Annotated in this window: 22 protein-coding genes; 8 read left to right on the top strand and 14 right to left on the bottom strand. The window is 68.9% G+C overall.

Annotated elements, in window-relative coordinates; translation table 11 throughout:
• Positions 1-10: 10 nt before the first annotated feature.
• On the bottom strand, positions 11-448 hold the full coding sequence (locus tag CRP45_RS26815; RefSeq protein WP_097247505.1) for an NUDIX hydrolase: 438 nt from the start codon (positions 446-448) through the stop codon (positions 11-13).
• Between the two features lie 107 nt (positions 449-555).
• On the opposite strand from CRP45_RS26815, the gene CRP45_RS26810 reads away from it, so the two are divergent.
• Together CRP45_RS26810 and CRP45_RS26805 are read left to right on the top strand one after the other, a co-directional pair.
• Positions 556-1,545 (top strand): TauD/TfdA family dioxygenase, encoded by a 990-nt coding sequence (locus tag CRP45_RS26810; RefSeq protein ID WP_097247504.1) that lies wholly within the window; start codon positions 556-558, stop codon positions 1,543-1,545.
• A gap of 219 nt (positions 1,546-1,764) precedes the next feature.
• A complete protein-coding gene (locus CRP45_RS26805; RefSeq protein ID WP_067782766.1) occupies positions 1,765-2,178 on the top strand; it encodes a PPOX class F420-dependent oxidoreductase in 414 nt (137 codons plus the stop codon).
• A gap of 56 nt (positions 2,179-2,234) precedes the next feature.
• Here CRP45_RS26805 and CRP45_RS26800 read toward each other — a convergent pair whose 3' ends face one another.
• Positions 2,235-3,695 carry an MFS transporter gene (locus CRP45_RS26800; RefSeq protein ID WP_097247643.1) on the bottom strand — a complete coding sequence of 487 codons (1,461 nt, stop codon included), beginning with the start codon at positions 3,693-3,695 and terminating at the stop codon, positions 2,235-2,237.
• A gap of 97 nt (positions 3,696-3,792) precedes the next feature.
• The gene (cobA, locus tag CRP45_RS26795) at positions 3,793-5,058 is read right to left on the bottom strand and encodes a uroporphyrinogen-III C-methyltransferase (RefSeq protein WP_372508135.1); all 1,266 of its coding nucleotides are present in this window, start codon (positions 5,056-5,058) and stop codon (positions 3,793-3,795) included.
• Between the two features lie 521 nt (positions 5,059-5,579).
• Between cobA and CRP45_RS26790 the strand changes: the two genes are divergently transcribed.
• Positions 5,580-7,073 carry an MDR family MFS transporter gene (locus CRP45_RS26790; RefSeq protein ID WP_097247503.1) on the top strand — a complete coding sequence of 498 codons (1,494 nt, stop codon included), beginning with the start codon at positions 5,580-5,582 and terminating at the stop codon, positions 7,071-7,073.
• A gap of 106 nt (positions 7,074-7,179) precedes the next feature.
• On the opposite strand, the gene CRP45_RS26785 is transcribed toward CRP45_RS26790, so the two are convergent.
• A complete protein-coding gene (locus CRP45_RS26785; protein WP_097247502.1) occupies positions 7,180-8,535 on the bottom strand; it encodes a DoxX family protein in 1,356 nt (451 codons plus the stop codon).
• Positions 8,536-9,025: 490 nt separating this feature from the next.
• Between CRP45_RS26785 and CRP45_RS26780 the strand changes: the two genes are divergently transcribed.
• Positions 9,026-10,156 (top strand): phosphotransferase family protein, encoded by a 1,131-nt coding sequence (locus CRP45_RS26780; RefSeq protein ID WP_097247501.1) that lies wholly within the window; start codon positions 9,026-9,028, stop codon positions 10,154-10,156.
• Positions 10,147-11,268: an Rv3169 family protein gene (locus tag CRP45_RS26775; protein ID WP_245910462.1), complete on the top strand. Its 1,122-nt coding sequence runs from the start codon at positions 10,147-10,149 to the stop codon at positions 11,266-11,268. The genes CRP45_RS26780 and CRP45_RS26775 overlap by 10 nt, the downstream gene beginning before the upstream one ends.
• 103 nt (positions 11,269-11,371) lie before the next feature.
• Here the strand turns inward: CRP45_RS26775 and CRP45_RS26770 are convergent, their stop codons facing one another.
• The gene (locus CRP45_RS26770) at positions 11,372-12,595 is read right to left on the bottom strand and encodes a helix-turn-helix domain-containing protein (RefSeq protein WP_281256221.1); all 1,224 of its coding nucleotides are present in this window, start codon (positions 12,593-12,595) and stop codon (positions 11,372-11,374) included.
• A gap of 360 nt (positions 12,596-12,955) precedes the next feature.
• On the opposite strand from CRP45_RS26770, the gene CRP45_RS26765 reads away from it, so the two are divergent.
• Positions 12,956-13,147 (top strand): hypothetical protein, encoded by a 192-nt coding sequence (locus tag CRP45_RS26765; RefSeq protein ID WP_097247499.1) that lies wholly within the window; start codon positions 12,956-12,958, stop codon positions 13,145-13,147.
• 82 nt (positions 13,148-13,229) lie between these two features.
• Here CRP45_RS26765 and CRP45_RS26760 read toward each other — a convergent pair whose 3' ends face one another.
• From CRP45_RS26760 to mqo, 6 genes are all read right to left on the bottom strand, one after another.
• Entirely contained in the window at positions 13,230-13,637 is a 408-nt protein-coding gene (locus CRP45_RS26760; RefSeq protein WP_097247498.1) for a cobalamin biosynthesis protein, read from the bottom strand.
• The gene (locus tag CRP45_RS26755) at positions 13,624-15,432 is read right to left on the bottom strand and encodes a cobyrinic acid a,c-diamide synthase CobB (RefSeq protein WP_218841193.1); all 1,809 of its coding nucleotides are present in this window, start codon (positions 15,430-15,432) and stop codon (positions 13,624-13,626) included. Before CRP45_RS26755 ends, CRP45_RS26760 begins: the two co-directional genes overlap by 14 nt.
• Before the next feature lie 37 nt (positions 15,433-15,469).
• Entirely contained in the window at positions 15,470-16,084 is a 615-nt protein-coding gene (cobO, locus tag CRP45_RS26750; RefSeq protein WP_097247496.1) for a cob(I)yrinic acid a,c-diamide adenosyltransferase, read from the bottom strand.
• 47 nt (positions 16,085-16,131) lie between these two features.
• Complete coding sequence (locus CRP45_RS26745; RefSeq protein ID WP_097247641.1) at positions 16,132-18,099, bottom strand: magnesium chelatase subunit D family protein; 1,968 nt, start codon at positions 18,097-18,099, stop codon at positions 16,132-16,134.
• A gap of 313 nt (positions 18,100-18,412) precedes the next feature.
• A complete protein-coding gene (locus CRP45_RS26740) occupies positions 18,413-18,862 on the bottom strand; it encodes a GNAT family N-acetyltransferase (RefSeq protein ID WP_067782375.1) in 450 nt (149 codons plus the stop codon).
• A gap of 18 nt (positions 18,863-18,880) precedes the next feature.
• Positions 18,881-20,389, bottom strand: coding sequence for a malate dehydrogenase (quinone) (gene mqo / locus CRP45_RS26735; protein WP_097247495.1), 1,509 nt, complete (start codon positions 20,387-20,389; stop codon positions 18,881-18,883).
• Between the two features lie 298 nt (positions 20,390-20,687).
• Between mqo and CRP45_RS26730 the strand changes: the two genes are divergently transcribed.
• Positions 20,688-21,752: an alpha/beta hydrolase gene (locus CRP45_RS26730; RefSeq protein ID WP_097247640.1), complete on the top strand. Its 1,065-nt coding sequence runs from the start codon at positions 20,688-20,690 to the stop codon at positions 21,750-21,752.
• Here CRP45_RS26730 and CRP45_RS26725 read toward each other — a convergent pair.
• From CRP45_RS26725 to CRP45_RS26720, 3 genes are read right to left on the bottom strand one after another with little or no spacing between them, the layout of a single operon-like run.
• Entirely contained in the window at positions 21,732-22,295 is a 564-nt protein-coding gene (locus CRP45_RS26725) for a hypothetical protein (RefSeq protein ID WP_067782370.1), read from the bottom strand. The genes CRP45_RS26730 and CRP45_RS26725 overlap by 21 nt on opposite strands.
• 56 nt (positions 22,296-22,351) lie before the next feature.
• Positions 22,352-22,525, bottom strand: coding sequence for a PIN domain-containing protein (locus CRP45_RS33520; RefSeq protein ID WP_143861547.1), 174 nt, complete (start codon positions 22,523-22,525; stop codon positions 22,352-22,354).
• A gap of 51 nt (positions 22,526-22,576) precedes the next feature.
• Positions 22,577-23,809, bottom strand: coding sequence for a serine hydrolase (locus tag CRP45_RS26720; protein ID WP_097247494.1), 1,233 nt, complete (start codon positions 23,807-23,809; stop codon positions 22,577-22,579).
• A gap of 109 nt (positions 23,810-23,918) precedes the next feature.
• On the opposite strand from CRP45_RS26720, the gene CRP45_RS26715 reads away from it, so the two are divergent.
• Complete coding sequence (locus tag CRP45_RS26715; RefSeq protein ID WP_143861546.1) at positions 23,919-24,608, top strand: LppP/LprE family lipoprotein; 690 nt, start codon at positions 23,919-23,921, stop codon at positions 24,606-24,608.
• The last annotated feature ends 4 nt before the right edge of the window (positions 24,609-24,612 follow it).

Genomic DNA, 24,612 nt, shown 5'->3' with positions numbered 1-24,612 from the left:
CCGCTTGGCCCTATCGGACCGGTTCGGCCTCGGTGGCGCGCAGGCGTGCGAACCATGTGGTGATCGAGCGTTTGTACCCCTCCGGCATGTTCAGCCCGGCGATCTCGGATTCGCCGAACATTCCGATTTCCTTGTGCTCGTGGGAGAGCACCGGTTCGGCGTCGGTGTCGGGGTAGCAGCCGTAGGTGACGATGAAGACGTTCTTTTCGGCCTCGTTGATGTAGTACATCCACGTGTCGAGGATCGGGCCCGTGGTGACCGGCCACGCGGTCTCTTCGGTGATCTCCCGCGCGACACACTCCTCCGGAGTCTCACCGGGTTCGATGCGCCCGCCCGGCAACTCCCACTCCTCGCGCTCGTTCTTCAACAGCAGTACCTCGCCATTGCGCACCACCACACCCTTGATCGAAATCGAATACAGGTGCGGCACATAGTTCGTCGCAGTCATGGGGCCGACGGTAACACCATTCCCGCAGGCCAGGGCCATCGTTCGCAGGCGGGTCGGTGACAGGTTGTCAGTGGACCACTGCAGCGGGCGGACCCGAGCCTTGGTCCATGTACGTCGATATTCACCGACACGGGACCGAAACGCTCGCAGCGACTCTGGCATCAGGCGGCATCGCCACTTTCGATGGGATATCCGATCAAGCGGGGCTAGCTCGGCTTGGGAACTCACTCGGGGTGATCGTGGCCCACCGCGACAGCGGCACCGACGGCGTGACCACCCTGGCCGATCTCGGCCAGGTCGGCACGCAACCGGGCTACGCAGGGTTCAGCAACCGCGCCTTGCCCGCGCACACCGACCGGTCCGGGGTAGCACGCCCGCCGCATCTGCTGATGGTCGCCTGCGGGCACGAAGCCGCGACCGGTGGCGAGTGCATCGCCATCGACGGCAAAGCCGTCTACGACGACCTCACCAAGTCGGCCCCCGATGCGCTACGCGCGCTGTCGCATCCGCGTTCGGTGCTGTTCGGCGGCGCGGCGGGGTACCTGGGATCGGTGTTCGAACACACCACCAGCGGGCGAGTTCGCATCCGGTTCCGCCTCGACGAACTGGCGCAATACGCCCCCGAGGCGCTGCACTGGCTACCGACACTCGTCGAGGCGATCGAACGCCACACGATGGCATTCACGCTCCCCGCCGGACACGGGTACGTGATCAACAACCACCGCTTTCTGCACGGTCGGCGAGCGTTCACCGGTAGCCGCATCATCTATCGAATCAGCGTTGACCCGTTCAACCGCTACCGCATCCCCACCGACTTCGCCCCAACTCGCCCCCTGCCCGCAGCCGATCATGCGAACAGCTGTGAGTCCGACACCGTTCGCGTACGCATTGCATTCGAGAACGGTTCCGACGACCCCAACCACTACCCGTACTACGACGACTGCGAACGCGAACCACACAGCACACCAACGGTTTCCGAAGCGCACCAACTAATGCAGATCCACCTGCATCCCGACGACCGGCCATGCCGGCAACGACGAGCGGCGCTCCGCGTGCTCGAGCAAGCGGGTCACCTCCGCCGCCGCGTCCCCAACTGAGCACCTGACACTCGGCCAGATGGCCGACCGGTTCTGTCTAGCGGGTCCCACCGACCGGTAGGCGATATGGGCGGGATGCCGAGGCCCGGGGGCGGGCGAAGCCCCGGTCTTCCATGTTTCGACACGCCGAAGTCATTAGGCGACAACCAATTAGAGCCGGTGGGCACGGATTCACGACATGCGGGAATGCGCGGCTGCTTACGGGTGTTCCCCTGGTACATGACCGGTACAGCTGTGCTCTCCGACGACCTGAAGAAATACCTCGACGAGTCGAACGTGTTCGCCACCGTGGCCACCGTCGGCGCGAACGGGCAACCTCATCTCACCGTGATCTGGGTGAAGCGTGACGGCGACGATCTGCTGTTCTCCACGACGGTGGAACGTCAGCAGGCGAAGAATCTGGCCAGGGATCCGCGGGTGACGGTGCTGATCAACCCGCCGGAGAACCCCTACGTCTACGCCGAGATCCGCGGCACCGCCACGCTGACGCCCGATCCGGACAAGACCCTGCCCGACGAGCTGGCGCTGAAGTACACGGGCAAGAACTACGCGGACTTCAACCCGGCCTCTGCCGAGGACGCCGAGCGCGTCATCGTCCGCGTCACTCCGCGCAAGGTGGCCGGACGGCTCTGAACCCCGGAATCGAACTCGGGCCACGCGTCACTCGCACGAAGTGGCCGCACGCGAGCTCAGGCCCGCTGCGCTTCTTCCTGGGCGTGGTGGGCCTGCGCGACCTGCTGCGGCGTGAACCGCAGTGTCAACGCGATCAAGCCGATCACCACCGCGACGCCCGCGCAGACCGCGAGCACGAGCGTGTATCCGCTGCCGAGCGCGACGATCTCCGCCGCGTTCATGTCCGAGGCCTTACCGGTCTTGCCGCCGAGCGACAGCGTGCGCGAGACCGCGATCGGAGTGAGGACGCCGATCGCCAACGGCGTGCCGAGGTTCATGAACATCTGCCCCACCGCGGCGAGCGGGCCGATGTCGTTGGGCGGCACGCCGACCAGCACGCACAGCGGCGCGACAACCATCGCGACGCCGACGCCGAAACCGATGACGATCAGCAGGATCAGCAGCGTCGGCCAATACGTCACGTCGCCTTCCAGCGTCGAACCGAACAGCAGGCCGAGGGCGAGCACCACGGCCGAGCTCGCGAGCAGCCAGCGCGGCGCGACCATCATCGCCAGCTTCGAGGCCATCGCCCCGCCGAGGCCGATGCCGATGGTGAACGGGATCGAGGCGACACCCGCTTCCAGCGGTCCGTAGCCGACGACGTTCTGCAGGAACTGCGCGACGAAGTAGGTCATCGCGCCGAGCACGCCGCCGGCGAGCAGGATCAGCACGAAGGTGGTGACGCGGTCGCGGCTGTCGAACAGCGACCACGGCAGCAGCGGATTGTCGACATTGCGCTCGGCGAGCACGAACACCACGAGCAGCACCGCGCCGCCGATCAGGGAGCCGATGATGATCGGGCTGCTCCAGCCCATCGCGGGCCCCTCGGTGGCGCCGAAGACGATGGCGGCGCAGGCCAGGGTGCCGAGCACGGCGCCGCGCACGTCGAGTGTCACGCGGTGGTGTGCGGTGTCGGACAGGCAGTACACCGCGCCGAGCACGATGAGCAGGCCGATCGGCACGTTGATCAGGAAGATCCAGCGCCAGGACAGCTGTGTCAGCGCGCCGCCGACCACTAGGCCGCCGACCGAGCCGATGCCGACCATCGAGCCGACGATCGCGATCGCCTGATTCCTCGCCTTACCTGGCGCGAAAGTCGTTGCGACCAGGGCCAATGCGGCGGGCGCCGCGACCGCCGCGCCCGCGCCCTGCACCGCGCGGGACGCGATCAGCATCGCGGGCCCCTGGGCGAGCCCGCACGCCAGCGAGGCCAGCGTGAACAGGACGACGCCGTAGATCAGCATGCGTTTGCGGCCGAAGGCGTCGCCGAGCCTGCCGCCGAGCAGCATGAGGCCTGCGAAGGTGAGGCCGTAGGAGGTGACCGTCCACGCGCTGCCCGCGCTGGTCAGTCCCATCTGATCCTGCAGACGCGGCAGCGCGAAGATCACCACCGTGCCGTCGAGCACGACCATGAGCTGCAGCCCGCTCAAGACTAGGATCGCGAGCCCGAAGGCCCGCTGCGTTACCGGGTACTGCATCGTCGCAGCGGGATTCTGGAGCACAGGGAGTCACTGTAATTGATAGCCGAGGCACGTCGCCCCCGGCCGCAGCGAAGGCCGAACCGGGTCGATCGGGCTATTTCGCCGAGAACCCGGCGGTCGGGCCGATCACGACGATCGCGGGCGGGCGGATGCCCTCCTCGCGGACGCGCGCGGCCACGGTGCCGAGGTCCGCGCGCAGCACCCGCTGGGTGCGCAGTGTGCCCTCCTGGATGACGGTGGCAGGGGTATCGGCGGGACGTCCGCCGTCCAGCAATGCGGCGGCGAACTGCTCGATCCGCTCCACTGCCATCATCAGCACGAGGGTGCCGCGCAGCCTTGCCAATGCGGGCCAGTCCACCAGCGAATCCGGATGGTCCGGCGCGACATGCCCGCTGACCACCACGAACTCGTGCGTGACGCCGCGGTGGGTCACCGGGATGCCCGCGGCGGCGGGCACCGAAATGGGGCTGGTGACACCGGGCACGACGGTCACCGGAATGCCCGCCTCAACGCAGGCCTCCAGCTCCTCGTACCCGCGTCCGAACACGTACGGGTCGCCGCCCTTGAGCCGCACCACGAACTTGCCCGCCTTGGCGCCCTCGATGAGCGTGGCGTTGATCGCCTCCTGCGCCATCGCGCGGCCGTACGGGATCTTCGCCGCGTCGACGACCTCGACGTCGGGTCCGAGTTCGGCGAGCAACTCCGGGGGCGCGAGGCGGTCGGCGACGACCAGGTTCGCCCGCGCCAGCAGCCTGCGGCCGCGCACGGTGATCAGGTCCGGGTCGCCGGGTCCGCCGCCGACCAGCGCGACGCCGGGCGTGACCGGCGACGAATCATCGGTCACCACACCGGATTGCAGCGCCTCGAGCAGGGCGGTGCGCACCGCGGCCGAGCGACGGTGCTGTCCGCTGGCGAGCACGCCCAGGGTCAGACCGTCGTAGCGGGCGGTGGCGGGGGTGACCGCGGTGCCGAGCCGGGCGACATCGGCGCGCACGCAGAACACGCGGCGCCGGTTGGCCTCCTCGACGACGGCGGCGTTCGTCTCGGGTTCGTCGGTGCAGGCGATCGCGTACCACGCGCCGTCCAAATCGCCGTCGGCGTAGGCGCGCAGCGTGACGGTGAGTTGCCCGGACGTGGCCATACCCTCGACCGCCGGGGTGACCTCACGGCTGATGACGTGCACGTCCGCACCGGAGGCGATGAGCAGGCCGAGCCTGCGCTGGGCCACCGTTCCGCCGCCGATCACGACGACGCGGCGGCCGTTCAGATCGAGCCCCACCAGGTAGTTCGGGTCGCCCGTCGGCTGGGCGGCGGACTGGGATACCGCCTGTTCCTCGGCGTTGTCTGACGTGTTCGGCACAGTGTTCGAGCCTACGGCCTGCCCGCGACGCACCGGCAATCAGAGGCGCGAATCGCGCCGAACTGGAGCGTTAGCGCACCGCGGCGAGTCTCGGTCGGTGAGAAGCGAGACGACACGGTGGCTCCCGGCACGGCCGCGCCGGGAGGTCAAGGCGCGGTGAGCCTTAAACGCGGGAGGCGGTGAGCTGCGCCTGCGTTGTCCAGTGCGCGCAGCAGTCGAGTTCGCCGGCTCGACCGCATCGGGGAAGTTCGCGTGGCGCCGGGCAGGCGTAGTGACGAGCGTCACGTCAGCGGCAAGATATTCGCGAAAGTCGCTGGTGAACAGACCTTTCCCGGCGGGCATCCGAACGGTGACCGCGGGAAAATCGGCTGATTCTTGTCGGAGGCGACTGGAACACTGGCGCGGCCCGATGAGTTGACCGAACCATTCCCGTCTCTTCTCCTGTAGGCCGAGACACTCGGTTGGCGACTCGGCCAAGACCACCCCACGTCTTTCGCTCACGAACACCCCGGAGGTAACCGATGTCAGCCGTCCCATCCGCCAGTCCGACCGGGCGGCGGACGCCGACCGTCATCCTCCTATTGGTGCTCGCGACCTTCGTTGTCATCCTCAACGAGACCATCATGATCAACGCGATCCCGCGCCTGATGGCCGACCTCGAGGTCACCGAGCGGTCGGCGCAGTGGGTTTCCACCGCGTTCATGCTCACCATGGCGGCCGTCATCCCGGCCACCGGCTGGTTCCTGCAGCGGGTCACCACCCGCCGCGCCTACGCGATCGCGATGAGCGTCTTCCTCGCGGGCACCGCGCTGTCCGCCGTCGCCCCGACGTTCGAGGTCCTGCTGCTCGGGCGGATCGTCCAGGCGGGCGGCACCGCGGTCATGATGCCGCTGCTGATGACCACCCTGATGACGGTGGTGCCCGAGCACGATCGCGGACGGGTCATGGGCAACGTCACCCTCGCCATCTCCGTGGCACCCGCCATGGGACCGGTCCTGTCCGGACTGGTGTTGCAGGTCGGCTCGTGGCGCTGGCTGTTCGTGCTGGTGCTGCCGATCGCGGGCGCGGTCACCTGGCTGGGACTGCGGCGACTCGAGAACATCGGCGAACCGCAGACCGGCGCGATCGACGTGTCCAGCGTGGCGTTGGCCGCCATCGGCTTCGGCAGCCTGGTGTACGGACTCAGCCGGTTCGAGGCGGACAACGTCGCCGCCCCCGCGCTGATCGTCGCCGTCGGACTCGCCCTCATCGGCGTGTTCGCCGCCCGCCAGCTGCGGCTGCAGCGCACCGGCACCCCGCTGCTCGATCTGCGCATCCTGCTGATCGGCACCTACGCCAAGGCGCTGCTGCTCATGTCGATCGCGTTCCTCGCGATGCTCGGCTCGATGATCCTGCTGCCGCTGTACCTGCAGAACCTGCGCGGCCTGAGCCCGCTCGCGACGGGCCTGCTCGTCATGCCCGGCGGCCTGGCCATGGGTCTGCTCGGCCCGACGATCGGTCGCCTGTTCGACCGCTTCGGCGGCCGCGTCCTGGTGATCCCGGGCGCGATCGGCATCGCCGCGTCCTTGGCCGGTTTCACTCAGATCTCGATGAGCATGCCGTACTGGCAGCTGCTCGGCTTGCACATCCTGCTCATGGTGGCGCTGGCCGCAGCGTTCACGCCTGTCTTCACCCTGGGCCTCGGCGCGCTCCCGCAGCACCTGTACTCGCACGGCAGCTCGATGCTCGGCACGCTCCAGCAGGTCGCCGCGGCCTTCGGCACCGCCCTGGTCGTGACCGTCATGTCCGCTCGCAGCACCACGCTGATCGATGAAGGCGTCGACCCGGTCGCCGCCAACCTCGACGGCATGCGTCTAGCGTTCGGGATCTCCGCGGCGCTGGCGCTGATCGTGATCGTGATGGCGGTTCTGTTGCCGAGCCGCTCGCACGCGCCGGAGGAGTCGGTCGAGACCGAGCAGGACGCGGTCGAACAGGACACGGGCGAACGGAACACGGTCGAGCTGCTCAAGGGCTGACCCGCTCGACCTCCCGCCCGCCGATCCGGCCGGGTCAGCTCACAGGCTGGCCCGGCCGAATCAGTTCTGGAGGGAATCGACGGTAGTCGAATGGCGGCTACCCGGATCAATTCAGGTTCGGAGTCTCCTGGATCCAGTGGAACCGCGGTCCGCGCAGCGGGAACTCGTCCAGGTCGAACTCTTCCAACGTCAGCGTGACCGGCTTGCCGCCGAGATCGCCACGGAGGGCGAGCCGGTCGGGCGCGGACTGCTCGAAGGTGAACGTCGCGACCGGTGTCGGCTGAGCGTCCGGCGAGGTGGGCGGCGCGGTCATCGCGATGGTGCGCGCGGTGGTGTCGACGTCGGCGATGGTCGGCACGAAGGTGCCGTCCATCCGCTGGTAGCTGGTGACGAACTGGTCGAAAACCAGCCGCTGCCAGCGGGTGGGCTCGGTCGTCAGCGGCGGGAGCGGGTGACCGTCGACGGTGAACTCGGTGACGTTCCATATCCCGTAGAGCGCGGGTTTCGGTGCGCCGTAACCGTATTCGTTCCAGCCCTCCCACGCCGTGTACGCCGCGCCGGAGCACGTCCACAGGCCGAGCACCACCTGCAACGCCACCGCGATCCGATTGGCCCTGGCCGAACGGAACAGCAACGGCTGCGTGGTCGGTTCCGAAGGACGTTCCAGCACAAGCACATTCGCCAAACGCCGAGCCTGCGGTGCGAGCACGACCAGCGAGATCAGCATCAGGTGGAAGGACAGAATCTTGACCGGCACGTCGTAGGTCATGTTCAGCACGAAGACCTGCGCCATGCTCACCAGGCTCAGCAGCGCGCCGACGGTCGCGGTGCGCGGCCAGAACAGCAGCAGACCGCCGAGCACCTCCGCGATGCCGAGCAGCACCTGGTAGGACGGCGCCGCGCCGACCTGGTTCCACAGGACGTCGGTCATGCTGAGGTTGCCGTAGGGCTGGAGCAGTGTGGTGAGCGAGGGATACGGCATCTGGTTCGGCACCGCTTTGGCGAAGCCGTACCACAGCATCTGCCCGCCGAGGCAGAGCCGGAGGAAGACTACGAACCACCGGCCGAGGACCGCGTAGTCGGCGCGGCGGTGATCGAGGACCGACCACACCGCGGTGATGACGGCCGCGGCGACCAGCATGCAGAAGAGCAGCACCCAGATGATGGTTTGATCACCGCTGCCGCTCTCGTGATACACCGCGTCGGCGCCGAAGACGTGCTCGCCCGTCCACCTGGCCACCGGCTCGACCATGTTCATCTGCCACGTGATCGCCGAGTCCGGCAGCCAGCGCATGGCGACGCCGGTGAAGACGAACAGGATCTGCGCGAACGTCAGGCAGAACAGCATCAGGTAGACGAAACCGAACCGGAAGACGATCCGAGCCGGTAGCGACCACCGCGGTGCCGGATCGACCACGTCCGCGCCGTCTCGCTCGAGCACCTCCGTACCGATGACACTCACAGCGACACCTCGCCGACGCTCGACGCCGCCGCGCCCGTGGGCGTTGTGCGATTGTTCCGCTCGCCGCGCCCCCATAGCACAGCACCGCTCCGGCACCCGATGACCCCACGCCCGCATGCGCTGCGCTCGCGGCCCGCTCGCACCCCGACACCGCTCGGAGACACCACACCCGGAAGCGCTGTGCCGATGGTTCGCTCACCCCGATCCCGCACGGATCCCTCCTCACTGCCATGGACGACTTTCCGTGAGGACGGTATCCACGCGGACCCTCCGGGCGCTTCCGGCGGGATCCCGATTTCCGGCTCCGTCGCGCGGGGTAGCCGCCATACTCCGAAAGGATGACGGAGACCCGTGTCAACCCTGGAGTTCGGTCAGCGAACCAATCCCGCGAATCCCCGCGACACCCAATTAGAACGCGTTACAGTTCGCCTATCCCGGGAGGAAGTGCCGGGTGGTGGGTGGCCCGCCGCCCGACTACAGGAGGACGATGATGGCCGACGAGCCCGATCCCACCGAGCGGCGCCAGCTCACGATCAGCGAACGCGATCTCCAGAGCCTCGCCGACGACCTGTCGCGCTGGCTGGCGGGCAAGGTCGCGGCCGACGAGCCGCCGCGCGTGCACGAGCTGACGCTGCCGCAGGGGTCCGGGATGTCGAGCGCGTCGGTGCTCTTCGACGCGGAGTGGAGCGTCGGCGGCCGGGCCGAAGGCGGCTCGTTCGTCGCGCGGCTGGCACCGACCGCCGCCGACTTCCCGGTCTTCGAAACCTACGATCTGGCCAAGCAGTACCACGTGATGGCGGGTGTCGCGGCCGCGACGGACGTGCCGGTGCCACCGCTGTGCTGGCTGGAGACCGACGAGAGTGTGCTCGGCACACCGTTTTTCGTGATGCGCCGGATCGACGGGCGGGTTCCGGCCGACAATCCGCCCTATGTCTTCTACGGCTGGCTGTTCGACGCCGAGCCCGCCGAACGCGCGCTGCTGACCGACAACACCCTCGCAGTGCTGGCCAAGATTCACGCAATCCCGGATCCCGCAGCCAGATTCCCGATGCTGGACGGACCGGGCCAGGCGTTGCGCAGGCACGTGGACTGGCATCGCGCCTGGTACCGCTGGGCGCTCGCCGACGACGGATATCCGATCCCGTTGCTCGAGCGCGCCTTCGACTGGCTGGACGCGCACTGGCCCGCCGACCCCGGCCCGGATGTGTTGTCCTGGGGCGACTCTCGTCCCGGCAACATCATCTACGACGGATTCGAGCCGGTCGCCGTATTGGATTGGGAGATGGCGGGTTTGGGTCCGCGCGAGCTGGACGTCGCCTGGATCGTCTTCATCCACCGGTTCTTCCAGGATCTCGCCACCCGCTTCGAGCAACCTGGCCTGCCGGACTTCCTGCGCCGCTCGGAAGTGGTGGCGAAATACGAAGAGCTGACCGGTTATACGGTGCGGGATCTGGATTTCTACCTCGTCTACGCCGCGCTGCGGCACGGGATCGTGATGGCCAGGGTCAAGCGCAGGATGATCCACTTCGGCGAGGACACCGACACTCCCGACCGGGACGACTACGTGATGCACCGGGCAAGCCTGGAGGCGCTGCTCGACGGAACCTACGAATGGACGTGAGGAACACCATGGCCGCACCCGCGCCCCTCGACGAATACCCCATCCATCAGACGCCGCTCTCGCTGGCCAGGGTCGGTTCCAGCGACCGAAACTTCTACGACCGCAGCTACTTCAACGCCCACGACCGCGACGGCGGCACGCTGCTGATCACCGGTCTCGGCGTCTACCCGAACCTGGGCGTGACCGACGCCTACCTCGCGGTCCGCCGCGGCGACGAGGTGCGCTCGGTGCGGTTCTCCGACGCGCTGGGCGACCGCAGCCTGGACATGCGGGTCGGCGGCTACCGCATCGAGGTGCTGGAACCGCTGCAGCGGCTGCGCGTCGTCTGCGAGCACGACGACCTGAGCTGTGACCTCACCTGGACCGGCGCCTTCCCCACCGTGCAGGAACAGCCGCATCTGATCCTCACCGGCAACCGGCCCATCATCGAGGCGTCCCGCTTCGCGCAGGTCGGTTCCTGGGCGGGAACGCTGCACGTGGACGGCACGGATATCGCGGTCGACCCCGCGGTGTGGACCGGCACCCGCGACAGATCCTGGGGCATCCGTCCGGTCGGCGAGACCGAGCCCGCGGGGCGAGCCGCCGCCGAGCCATCGGGCGGCTTCTGGTGGTTGTACGTGCCGCTGCGCTTCGACGATTTCGCGATCGTGGTGATCGTGCAGGAGGAGCCGGACGGCAGGCGCACCCTCAACGACGCGGTGCGCGTCTGGCCGGACGGCCGCACCGAACAGCTCGGCTGGCCGCGCGTCACCATCCGATACCGTTCGGGCACAAGGATTCCCGTCGCCGCCCGGCTCGATCTCACGACGCAGGACGGCAAGTCGCTCGAGGTCGAGATCACTCCCGGCACCGGCGTCCCGCTGCACGTCGGCTGCGGCTACGGCGGCGACCCGGACTGGCTGCACGGCCAGTGGAAGGGCCGCGACTGGTCCGAATTCCGCCGCTACGACCTGACCGACCCGGCCATCGCCCCCCGCATCCCGTACGGCGTCATCGACCACGTCGCCCACGCCCGCTGCGGATCAGCCGAAGGTTGGGGCCTCTTCGAACACGCCTCCCTCGGCCGCCACGATCCCACGGGATTCGCCGACTGGACGTCGGTCGCACCGTAGTCGGCCGTCGCCAAGCTCGGCGTGCCGTGGCACATGCTGATTCGCGCTCTGCGACGCCCCCGCGCAGGTCCGCTGCGAGTCTCCGTGGACAGGAGGACCGCGTCTAAGCGAGTCCCATCGCACGCTCGAGCGCGCCGAGTCCGGCATCCACCGCGCTGGGCTGCGATCTGCAGGCCAGCGCACCGACGAGATCACGTGCCATCGGATGGTTGTAAACGTAGTGCGGCGCCAAAGCAACGGCCTGCTTCAGTTGTTCGACGGCTGCGGCGTCGTGTTTGAGCTGTCCATAGGCACGCCCGACATCGATGCGGTGGCGGGTGTGGCGCTCTATCGACGTCAAGGCGGAAAGGTCGATACTGACGTGGCGGCGCAGGGCGATGTCAGGTCGGCCGAGCTCGACGGCGACCTCAGCGGCGTGAATGCTGCAGTTGGTCGGACCGAACACGGTTTGGAAGTCGTTGCGGTCGTTGCCGAGCCGAGTCGCAGTTGCCTCGGCCTCGGCGAGGTACCCCCACGCCGCGATCGCGTCACAGCGCCGGGCCGCCGCGACGGCGCACCGAAGGTGCAACGCGCCCCACAGCGAAAGAACTTGCGGCGTAGGCTCTTTCATGTAGTCGCGAAGTTCGGTCAGCGCGGCTTCCGCGATGGTGATCACCTCACCGAGCGAGCCGGTGTGCAGCAGCACCCCGCAACGATCCCAGGCCGCGCAAGCACTCATCAGCGGATCACCGAGTTCGGCTGCGGCAGTGGCGGCGTTGTCGACGGCGGTCCAGGCCAGATCGTGGTAACCGAGCTGGTTGAGGACCATGCGGGCCACGTTCGAGGCCTCGATGATCAACCCGTGCACCACATCCCGTTCAGAACCCCGCGCTTCCAAAGCACTCGTATTCAGCGCCTCGGCGAGGTCGGGCAGCTGCCGCATCACTTCGAGCAGGTTCGCCGCCTGGCGCCGCCGCGTGACCCGGTCGACGTCGGCACGTAGATCTGTCAGCAGCATCTTCGGCGTTGCCTGGTGTAATCCAGGGTGGCCAGAAAGCACCAGCCCGGTGCGTCGTAGCGCACTACGAAGCGCGGGGACCGCGCTGTGCCCGGTTTCCTCGCCGAACTCGAACGGGCGCCCGAGCATCCAACCGACGTCGACCTCGAGCACCTTGGCCAATCGTTCGATCACCGAGTGCTTGTCCAGCGCAATCCGGCCGGCTTCGATACCCCGCATCCATGTTTCGGATCGATCTACGAGCGATCCAAGGGTCGCCTGGCTCATCTTCTTGGTCCGCCGCGCACGTCGTATCCGGTGACCGACAGTTGCTGCGGCGCTATTGCTCACTACCACACTACAAGTCTATTTTTTCAGCCGGTTCGAACCGTCAATTAATTGACGCTCTCCAGGTTGGAAAGTTGCCAATATCGAGGCTGCACATCGGCGCTACGGCGGTGGCGTCCGCGGCCTCCAGGATACGGAGAAGTCGGGTCGCAACGTCCGCGACGATTCCGGCGGACATCACTATGGTTCGCCTCACACGCAAAGGACGAGCCATTGACCCCTCCGAACGAACTGCGCAGCCTGCCCACCCCGGAACCGGCCGTCGCGTCGATCTCGTTATCACCGGTTCCCCGCGCTACCCACTTCGCATCGACGACGAAGTGGAGTCAGGATTTGGCATGGGCGACAGTCACTGTCGCAGTCATGTGGTTGATCAACCAGCACGCCGACTCGGGTACCACCATGCTCGAGACAGCTACCGTGTTGGTGGGAACCGCGACCGCACTGCGCGTCACCATCGTCCCTCCGCAGCGACTGCGTGAATTTCCGCAGCGCCTCGGCAGGGCGGCACAAGCCTTCCGAAACGGCGGGACACCGCCGCTGGAACCACCGTGAACGGATTACCCGGGCCGACGCGTCGACTACGCCAAGTAACTTGTCTGTGTGGCGAATACCCGAGCGACAGGCCGCGGCCGCCTCAGCCGACTACGCTGCCGAGTGCCTGCCCGGGGTCGGGACGCGCCACCGCCACGGTGATGCCACAGTGAACCTTCTTGGTATGCAGCAAAACTCCTCCACCTGCGGCGAGGACGGCCGCGGCCTCGGCCACACCGGCGGTACCGACCGCCGCCTTGGTACGAACCGCCGGGGTGGGCACCGTGACGGAGTCCAGCTCGGCGGCGGTGAACGTGCGTACCGGAATGCCCAATTCACCGGCGGCCACCTGCAAGCCCGGCTCGTCAGCGCGCCGGTCGATGGTCGCGAGGCAGGCGAGAGACTCGTCGCCGAGCACGTGTCGAACGGCGTCCAGGATCGCTGCGGCTGCGGCACCCGGCTGCATGCCGATGCCGACTGCGACCGGTGGGCGCAGTTCAGCGGGACACATCTGCGTGAGCGTAGTCGTCGGCGGCAACGACGAAACGCGCTGTCGCCGCGGGGTTCCCGGCGGGGTGGGTGTGCAGGTAGGAGGCGTGTACGCGGCCGACGAGCGCGCCCTCTCGGACGCGAGCCCCCGAGCCGTCCTGCCAGCCCCAGGCGGGGGCGTCCTGGGCGGTGGTGAGCAGTCGGGTGCGGTGGAATTCGTGGCCGCGCACGCGCTCACCCGCCCGCCAGAGCGCGGAATCGGCAAGCGCGACGGCGTCGCGGTAGCCCAGGGTCAGGCGCGGGCCGAACTCGGCGTCGGCGTCGACGACGCCCGCCATGGCGTGTCCGTCGAGGGAGCGGGTGAGGTACAGCAGGCCCGCGCATTCGGCATGGATCGGCAGCCCCGCGCGAGCGTGCGCGCGGACCGCGGCGAGCAGGGGCGTGTTGGCCGCGAGGTCGGCGGCATGCTCCTCGGGGAATCCACCGGGCAGCACGAGACCCGCTGTTCCCGAGGGCAATTCGTCACGCAGTGGATCGAAGACCACCACCCGCGCCCCTGCCGCGATCAGCAGTTCTCGATGCTCGGCGTAGCCGAAGGTGAAGGCGGGCCCGCCCGCCATCGCGATCACGGGACCGTCGCTACAACCGCCGGTGCCAGTCGCACCGTCGCGCGAACGGCCGAGGTTGTCCAAGATCGGCCAAGCCGATGTCGGCGTGACAACAGGGTATTCATTCGCGGCACCGCCGTCGACGGTCCCTACCGACTCAGCAGCTACCCACTCTGCCGGGCCGACACCGATCGACCGCGCAGCGCGTGCACCATGGTCGTCGGCGGAGCCGCCGCCGTGCGCCCCGATCGGCCGCCGCGCAGTCGGCTCGCCGCCGCTCACGCGGCCCTGGCCGGTCGCGGCACCGCCGTCGATCGGCTCGTCCAGCCGACCCGGTTCGATCGCGGCACCGCCTTGGATCGGCCTGTCCGGTTCCCCGAGCGCCGAGGATCCGGCAGCTCGCCGTGCCGCTCCGGTTGTGCCCACACCGCCGCGGATCGCCGAACCACCCCCGCTCGCCTCGCGGATGGCCGAAACCGGATCCCATGCGGACCCGCCGATCGCGGGCCGCGCCAGCGCCGCCACGGCCGCCAAATCCACGTGCGCCGCAACGAGGTCCGTCATCGCGGCGACCGCCGCCGACGCCGCCGCACCGTGCTCGACGGCCGGAATCAAGCCGAGATGCCTGGACGGCACCTCGAGCGCGTCCATCCGCGGCAGCGAACCGAGAACGGGCAATCCGACCCGCGCGCAGGCGGCGCGCAAGACCTGGTCGTGGCGTTCGCTGCCGACGCGGTTGAGGATGACGCCGCCGAGCCGCACGCCGCTGTCGAAGGTGGCGAAGCCGTGCAGCAGGGCGGCCAGGCTCTGGCTGTGGCCGCGGGCGTCCACCACCAGCACCACGGGCGCGCCGAGCAGACCGGCGACCTGGGCGGTGGAACCCTCTGCGACAGGGCCGGTTTCGTGCTCATCGATGCGTCCGTCGAACAGACCCATCACGCCCTCGATCACCGCGAGATCGCACCCCGCGGCGCCGTGGTGGTACAGCGGCGCCACCCGGTCGGCGCCGACGAGCACCGGGTCGAGATTGCGTCCGGGGCGTCCCGCCGCGAGCCCGTGGTATCCGGGATCGATGTAGTCCGGTCCGACCTTGAAGGGCGCGACCCGGTGTCCCGCTCGCCGCAACGCGCCGATCAAACCCGTTGCCAGCGTGGTCTTTCCGCTCCCGGAGGCGGGAGCGGCGACGACGACGGCGGGCACCGTGCCCATCACGCCACCGACCGGCGCGGAATCACCCTGCGGCGGTTCACCATTCGATACCCCGCTGACCCTTGCGCCCCGCGTCCATCGGATGCTTGATCTTGGTCATCTCGGTCACCAGGTCGGCGGCATCGATCAACGCCTGCGGCGCGTCGCGGCCCGTGATGACGACGTGCTGGTTGCCGGGCCTGTCTACCAGCGTCTCGACCACTTCGTCCACGTCGACCCAGCCCCACTTCAGGGGATAGGTGAACTCGTCGAGGACATAGAAGCGGTGCTGTTCGGCGGCCAGCCTGCGCGCGATCTCGCGCCAGCCCGCCAGCGCGGCGGACGCGTGGTCTTCCTCGGTGCCGTGCTTGCGGGTCCAGGACCAGCCCTCGCCCATCTTGTGCCATTCCACGGCGCCACCCGCGCCGGTCTCCTCGTGCAGCCGCCCGAGGGTGCGGAACGCCGCCTCCTCACCGACCTTCCACTTCGCGCTCTTCACGAACTGGAAGACGGCGACGTCGAATCCCTGATTCCAAGCCCGCAGCGCCATCCCGAACGCCGCGGTCGACTTCCCCTTGCCGGGACCCGTGTGCACCGCGAGCACCGGCTGGTTGCGCCGCTGCCGCGTGGTCAGTCCATCGTCCGGAACCGTCTCCGGCACACCCTTGGGCATCGAATCTCCTTGTGCCTCGTACAACTATCGGAGCGGAGTCACGACGATCAGGCGGCGCGCACGGCACCGTTCGCGGATCCGGCGCGGACGATGTCGGCGACCGCCGAGCCGGTCAACTCCGCGAGCCGCACGTAGCCGCCGCGCAACGCGCCCGCCAACTCCGTCGCCAGGCCGAGCCGCACCATGCCGCGCTCGCAGTCCACCACCATCGCGGTGACCGCGTCCTTGGCGAGCAGTGCGGCGGCGGCGCGGGCCCTCGGCACCGGATCGACTCCGCCGGTGGCGCGTCCGTCGGTGAGCAGCACCAGCATCGGGCGGCGGCGCGGGTCGCGCACGCGTTCGCGCTGGATCACCTCGCGCGCTTTCAGCAGGCCGGCGGCGAGCGGGGTCTTGCCGCCGGTGCGCAGGCCCGCGAGGCGGCGGACCGCGATATCGACCGAGGACGTCGGTGGCAGCACCAGTTCGGCGTCCTGGCCGCGCACGGTGATCACGGCGACCTTGTCGCGGCGCTGGTACGCGTCGCGCAGCAGGCTGACCACCGCGCCGGTGACGGCCGAGAGCCGGTCCCGTGCCGCCATGGAGCCGGACGCGTCGACCACGAAGACGACCAGATTGCCTTCGCGCCCTTCGCGATACGCGCCGCGCAGGTCCTCGGCGGCGAGCGCGAGCGGACCGTCCACCCGGCCACGGTCGTGCTGGTGCGGCGCGGCGGCGAAAACGGTGCCGAGCAGATGCAGACCCGCGGTGGTCTCGGTGGTGGAGCGGACGACCCGGCCGTGCCTGGTCTGGGCACGGGACCGGCGGCCCGGCGCACCCTCGCCGACTCCGGGGACCTCCCAGCGCGGCGGCTTGGCGGCGCCGGGATTCGGTGTGCCGGTGCGTCCTTCGCGCGGCGCTGGTCCGCCGCCCGGGCCTTCGGGTGGCGCGTCGGGTCCGTCGTCCGGGTCCTCGGGGCCGCGATCACCCTCGGAATCATCCGAGCCACCGTCGAATTCCGTCGGCGGCGTGGGCTCCTCGGCGCGGTCGGCCTCGGCGGCCGCTTCCTTCATGGCTTCGTCGAGCTGTTCTTCGCTGATGCCCGGCTCGTCGAACGGATCGCGTCGACGCCGGTGCGGCAGTGCGAGTTCCGCGGCGATCCGCACGTCCTCCTCGGTGACGGCGTCGCTGCCGCGCCATGCCGCGTGCGCGGTCGCGGTGCGCGCCACCACGAGGTCGGCGCGCATGCCGTCGACGTCGAAGGACGCGCACAGTGCCGCGATCCGCCGCAGCTCCACGTCATCGAGCGCGACCTCGGGGAGCCGGTCGCGCGCGGTGAGCATGCGGTCGGCGATCTCCCGGTCGGCGGCGGCGTAGCGGGCCGCGAATCCGGCCGGATCGGCCTCGTAGTCGAGCCTGCGGCGCACCACCGCCATTCGCACGTCGACGTCGCGGGAGGCGGCCACGTCGACGGTGAGCCCGAATCGGTCGAGCAGCTGCGGACGCAGCTCGCCCTCTTCGGGATTCATGGTGCCGACCAGCACGAAGCGCGCGGGATGCGAATGCGAGACGCCGTCGCGTTCGATGTGCACGCGGCCCATGGCCGCGGCGTCGAGCAGCACGTCCACCAGGTGGTCGTGCAGCAGGTTGACCTCGTCGACGTAGAGCACGCCGTGGTGCGCCGCCGCCAGCAGACCGGGACGGAACGCCTGCTCGCCGTCGCGCAGCACGCGCTCCAGATCCAGCGATCCGACCACGCGGTCCTCGGTGGCGCCGACCGGCAGCTCGACCAACCGCGCGGGCCGCGCGCCCGTCTCGTCCACCACCGGCGGCAACAGGTGCGCCAGCGCGCGCACGACCGTCGACTTCGCGGTCCCCTTCTCGCCGCGCACCAGCACGCCGCCGATACCGGGATGCACCGCGCACAAGATCAACGCCAGCTGCAGGCGCTCCTGCCCGACCACCGCGGAGAACGGAAACCCCGCCTCGGTGTCTACACGGGGCGAACGGGACGAGGTCGCGACTTCAACACGGGACAAGGACACGTCCCTAGCCTAGGCGCGCCCGTCCTCCCCGCGGCTACCACCCCGGAGCGACCGGGATAACGCACCGTCGGTCCGACGGCTATCCGCGGGACCCGCAGCCGCGATCTGCCAACGACTATCGCCTAGCCCCGCTGCGGTACGCGCGGTCCGCCCAAAGCATTACTCGCCCGGCACGCAGCCGCGACACTCGCCCGCCCATCCGATACCTATCGGCTGGCCCAGCTGGGACAAGCCCGATCCATCCACGCGCTCCCCGCCACCCCGTGGGCGAGTCTTACGAGCCCGTTCGCGCCAGCGCGCCAACTATTCAGCCGCGCCGCATCGGCGTGTGCATGATCCCGTCGTCCTCGAACTCCTCGCCGTCCGGCTGGAAGCCGTGCTTGGCGTACATGTCCACCAGATACGTCTGCGCGTTCAGCCGCACGGTGGCCGAGCCGACCTCGGCGAGCGCGGCCTGCAGCACGCGGGTGGTGTAGCCGTGGCCACGGGCCGGAACGGCGGTACAGAGGCGGCCGATGCGGAACGACTTGACGCCGTTCTCGTGCTCCTCCGTCAGGCGCAGGGTGCAGATGACCTCACCTTCGTCGTCGAGCCAGAAGTGCCGCGTTTCCGGAAGCAGATCGAGTCCGTCCAACTCCGGGTAAGCGCACTTCTGTTCGACCACAAAGACTTCGACGCGAAGTTTCAACAGCTGATACAGGGTCGCAGTGTCGAGATCCTGCGCCCATGACCGTTTGAGAGCAACCGTTGACATCATCGCGCCTTGCTATCACACCTACGGCGTCAGCGCGACCCCTGCATGCTTCGGCGTGTTCGCGTTGGTCAGGTTGAGCGCCTTGTTGGTCCAGTCCCACACGTCGTGGAACAGGGCCTTGTCCTCGGAGAGCTTCACACCGAGCGACGGGATCATCTGGCGCAGGCGCGGGGTCCAGTCGGCGTACTCGCGCGGGAAGCAGCGCTGCAGGACGTCGAGCATGGCGGTGACGCAGGTCGACGCGCCCGGCGAGGCACCGAGCAGACCCGCGATGGAGCCGTCCTTGGCGGCGATGACGGCGGTGCCGAGCTCCAGCACGCCGCCGATGCCCTTGCGGCGGATGATCTGCACGCGCTGACCCGCGGTGATCAGTTCCCAGTCGCGGCCGTCGGCCCGCGGGATGAACTCCTCCATCGTGTAGACCTTGCCGGACTGCGACTTGACCAGCTCCGAGACCAGGTACTTGACCAGCGACATCTCGGTGAGACCGACGCCGAGCATGGGCGCGAGGTTACCGGCGCGGATGGACTTGAACAGGTCGGTGTTGCTGCCGTCCTTGAGGAACTTCGGGGTCCAGCCCGCGTACGGGCCGAACAGCAGGCCCGGCTTGCCGTTGATGACGCGAGTGTCCAAGTGCGGCACGGACATCGGCGGTGCGCCGACGGCGGCCTTGCCGTACACCTTGGCCTCGTGCTTGTCGATAAGGGCCGGGTTGGTGCAGCGCAGGAACTGGCCGCTGACCGGGAAGCCCGCGAAGCCCTTGATCTCCTTGATGCCGGACTTCTGCAGCAGCGGCAGCGCGCCGCCGCCCGCGCCGACGAAGACGAACTTGGCCTGGACGGTGCGGGTCTGACGGGTGCGCAGGTTGCGGACCCGGACCTTCCAGCTGCCGTCGGACTGCTTGTCGAGGTTGAGCACCTCGTGGCCGAAGGCCAGGTTCGCGCCGGTCGCGCCGAGGTAGGCGAGCAGCTCCTTGGTGAGCGAACCGAAGTCGATGTCGGTGCCGCCGTCGGTCCAGTTCAGCGCGATCGGGTCGGAGAAGTCGCGGCCCTTGGCCATCAGCGGCAGCCTGCGCGCGAACTCGTCGGGGCTGTCGATGTACTCCATGCCCTCGAACAGCGGGTGCGGAGCCAGCGCCTCGTAGCGCTTGCGCAGGTACTGCACATCGTCGGCGCCGTGCACGAAGCTGACGTGCGGGATCGGGTTGATGAAGCGGGACGGGTCGCCGAGCACCCCGTTCTCCACCGCGTAGGCCCAGAACTGGCGGGAGACCTGGAAGCGCTCGTTGATGTCGATGGCCTTGGTCACGTCGACCGAGCCGTCGGCGTTCTGCGGGCTGTAGTTCAGCTCGCACAGCGCCGAGTGTCCGGTGCCCGCGTTGTTCCACGGATCGCTGCTCTCCGCCGCCGCGGCGTCCAACCGCTCGAACAGCGAAATCGACCACTCCGGCTGCAGCTGACGAAGCAGCGCGCCGAGAGTGGCACTCATGATCCCGGCACCGATGAGAACTACATCGGTCTTTTCAGTCATGGCAGCGTTCGGCACGGGTAGATCGACTTCCTTGTCACTTCTGGCGCGGCCACCGGCAGGGTGGTTTTGCCTGGGCACGGGCGCTATGTGGTTGTTGCGACGGGGCGCATTGCAATTGTTGCGAGCCTGGCGTGACTCGGCGGTCGATAAGGTTACCCGCCGTTCACCTATCGCCAATTGTGCACCTCGAGGGATCGCATTCCGGCAACGAACCCGGCGAATGTGACGTAGATTCCTCCCTCCTTCCAGGTCGTGAGCGATCTTCTTTCCGGGCCGGACCTCGCCTACATTGGGTCTCGTGACGAACGAAACCTCGCTAGACGTGTCCGAGATCACGGAGCAGACGGGGAGCAAGTGGCGGCCGGATGTCTTGGGAGCGGGGTACGAGCAGCGGTCCATCCCGCTGGGCCCGGACCCGGACGGTGAGGGCGACATCTCGGCGACCCTCGTGCGCTATCTCCCCGATACCGGTGCGGCCGCCACCGAGTGCGCCGTGATCTACGTGCACGGCTTCACCGACTACTTCTTCCAGCAGCACCTCGCCGAGCATTTCGCCGCGCGCGGTCATCGCTTCTACGCGCTCGACCTGCGCAAGTGCGGCCGCTCGCTGCGCGACGGACAGAGCCCGCACTACGTCACCGACCTCGCCTTCTACGACGAGGAGCTGAACGAGGCGCTGCGCATCGTCAAGGAGGAGGCGGGCGAGCAGGTGCTGCTGGTCGCGCACTCCACCGGCGGCCTGATCCTGCCGCTGTGGCTGGACCGGCTCAACCGGACCGCGGGCGTCGCCGCCTCGGGCATCGTCGGGCTGGTGCTCAACAGCCCCTGGTTCGACCTGCAGGGCCCGTCGTACTACCGGACCATCGGCACGCCGATCATCGGCGCGCTCGGCCGGTTCCGTTCGATGCTGGAAATGCCGGGCGCCTCGATCAGCACCTACGGCGACAGCCTGCACAAGAGCGCCGCGGGCGAGTGGGATTACAACCTGGACTGGAAGCCGCTGGCCGGCGCGCCGGTGCGCTTCGGCTGGCTGCGCGCGATCCGCCGCGGCCACTTCCGCCTGCACCAAGGCCTTGACATCGGGGTGCCCGCGCTGATCCTGCGGTCCCGGTTGACCAAGTTCATGCGCAAGTACGGCCCGGCCGCCGATGTGGCCGACACCGTGCTCGACGTGAAGCAGATTCAGCGCTGGTCGGGCTGCCTCGGTGATCGCACCAACATCGTGCCGATCGAGAACGCCCGCCACGACGTGTTCCTCTCCTCGGCCGAGCCGCGCGCCAAGGCGTTCGAGGAGATGGACAACTGGCTGGACTGGCTGGCGGTGTACCGGCGCAAGGCCGAGTCACCAGAGGCTGGTGCGTAGCACGATCTCGGTGGCCATTTCGTGGTCGGCCTCGGTGGCAACGTTGTCGACGTCGACCTGCACCACGCGGAACTCGCCGTAGACGAAGCGTCCCGAGGCGTCGGCGACCGTGCGCGGCAACCGCTTGGTGACCAGCACCGTCACCGGAAGCTCCAGCGGAAGGCAGCCGGGGTCGACGACGACACCGTCGGCTCCGGCGGCCGCGGGATGGCCGCGGTCGGCCACCACCATGCTGATGAAACGTCCGAACGGACCGGAGCAGGTCTGCCAGGCCACCGTCGCGCCCGCGCCCCGGCCCGCGACGTGCGCGTAGGGGACGTTCAGCTGGTCGAGGATGGCGTGTACCGCCGTGGGATCGAGTCCCTCGACGGACTCGACGACGAGGGTGCGCAGGTCGGAAGTGTGCAGCCGGGCGGCGACCTGGTCGTACACGTCCACCGGATCGCCCGCGTCGGGCAAGAGCAATACCGTGTGCCGTGTTTCCGGGCCGTCGACCCGCACGGTCCAGGCCCGGTCACCGACCGTGATCCGCCGAGACTCCATGTCCGAGTACGCTACACCGCCGCTACCCGCTCCGACGGCGTGTCCGGGCGACCGGCTCACACCGCCAACCGCATCCCGGTGATGGCAGCGGCCGCCGGGTCCTCGGCGCAGCGCCGCAGTGCCTGCCGCACGGTGTCGGCCCGCTCGACCACGATCTCGGCGGAGGCGAGCAGGCCAAGCATGATCTCGGTGACGGTCTCGGCGTCCAGCCCGTACCGGCGGCGCAGCACCCGGTGGATCTCGGTCAGGTAAGGCAGACGAGACGGCTGGTCAATGGCGGTTCAGGGCTCGTGGCGAGGGACGGCCGCCGAGATCTGGGCGACCAGTTGCCAGGGGCGGTTGGTGTCGCCGGTCGCCTTGCCGCTGGTGAGGATGGCGCCGGAGAGGCCGCGGGCGGGGTCGGCCCAGCCGTACTGGGTGGTGAGTCCGCTGCGGCCGAAATGGGTTTCGGTGTGGCGGCCGAACTTCGAACGGCTGCCGCCGAGTTCGTAGCCCGCCACGCTGACTCGGCCCGCCGCCCCTGGAATCCGGCTCGCCGGGCGCACCGCCTCGCGCAAGGTCTCCGGGCGCATGATCCGGACACCGTCCAATTCTCCTCCGCGCGCGAGGATTTCGTAGAAGCGGGACAGTTCGTAGGCGGTGGTCACCAGATTGCCGGACGGCAGTTCCGCGGTGAGGAAAGCGCGGGTCGCCTCGTCGTTCATCGCCCCGCCCATGCCGCCGCCGAGCGCCTTGCGCGCCAAGAACTTCCAGATCCGCGACGGACCGGGACCGACCGGCACGCTCGGCACCACCTGATCGACCTCCTCCGGTCGCACGCCGAAGTTGGTCCAGCGGAAGCCGAGCGGCGCGAGCACCTGCTCGTGCAGGTGTTCCCGCATCCGCTTGCCCGTTGCCCGCTGCACCAGGAGCCGCTGGATCAAACCGCTGGTCAGCGCGTGGTAGACGCGGAAACGACCGGTCGGCCAGCTGGGCCGGAGATCGGCGAGCGCCCGCACCGCCAGGTCCTCGTCGACCACCAGTTGGTAGCCCCGATACGGCCCCGTCACGAACGGCACGCCCGCCGAATGCGACAGCACGTCGCCGATCGTGATGCGCTCTTTGCCGTTGGCCGCGAACTCCGGAATGTATTCGCACACCGGGTCGTTCAACGCGAACGCGCCTTGCTCGGCCAGCATCGCCATCAGCGCCGCCGAGACGCCCTTGGCGGTGGAGAATCCGCAGAACGGCAGGTCCGGCGTCGCGAGCACCCGCGCCACGTCCGGCCCGTCCCCAGGCCGGTTGCCCCACCCGTGCCCGATCGCCCGGTTCAGCAGGATCTTCCCGTCGCGCCGCAGGCACACCTGAATCGCAGGCGTGGTCCCCAACCGGTACCACGCGCGCACCGACTCCCACACGGCGTCGATCGCGGCGCGGCTCACCCCGACATCGGCCGGATCGTCTTCCGGACCGGTCGTCGTCACCGACTCCAGATCCGCGGCAACCGTCACCAACAACTCAGCGGGCGCATTCATCCTGTCAAGGGTAGCGATGCCCCGAATTCCCGCGTTTAACGCGCCGATCGGGATCCACGATGAAACGAACGAGCGTGCGATGGCACGGTCTCGACAGAATCGAGGGGACATGAACCACATGGGTCGAATGGCCGTGCTGCTGGCCGCCGCGGCCGCGCTGGCGGTGGGCTGCGGCAGCGACGACTCGACGCAGACGCCGACTTCGCCACGGACAACGGTGCCCGCGTCCGCTCCCGGGGGAACGACCACGTCCGCGCCGCAGGCGCCCGGCGACACGGCCACGCCTCCCGCGGCCACGCCCGCGCCCGGCACGACACCACCGCCTGTCGCGACCGAACCATCGCGGCAACCCGTCCCCTCCGACACCGAGCCCGTGCCGAGCGACAACATCAGCGGCCAAGGGCGCTGCGTCGACCCCGCGTCGGCGGGTGTGCGCGCCGCGCTGGCCGGGCTGGGCGAAGGCTGGGTCGCCACGCAGGCCTCGGCCGACCAGCCGGGTAGCTGCGGGCAGTTGCTGTGGGTGCGCGCCGTGGGCGGAAACTCGGCGGGCGCGCCGATCCACGTGATGTTCTTCCACGACGGAAAGTACTTGGGCACGGCGACTTCCGAGCCCTACGCGTTCACGCACGTGGCGGGCTCGAACGGCAACTCGGTCAGCGTCGGGTACCGGTGGCTGGTGGCCGACGAGCCGTTCGCCGCGCCGCAGGGCGGTCCGGTCACGATCACCTACACGTGGACCGGTTCGGGTGTCGCCATGAGCGATCCGCTGCCGAAGGAGGTCACCGACCCGCAGCGTTAGCGGA

Source organism: Nocardia amikacinitolerans (genome assembly GCF_900215415.1).
Classification (GTDB): domain Bacteria; phylum Actinomycetota; class Actinomycetes; order Mycobacteriales; family Mycobacteriaceae; genus Nocardia; species Nocardia amikacinitolerans.
Note: the sequence above shows the minus strand (reverse complement) of the source record. Positions and strands in the feature narration are given on the sequence as shown.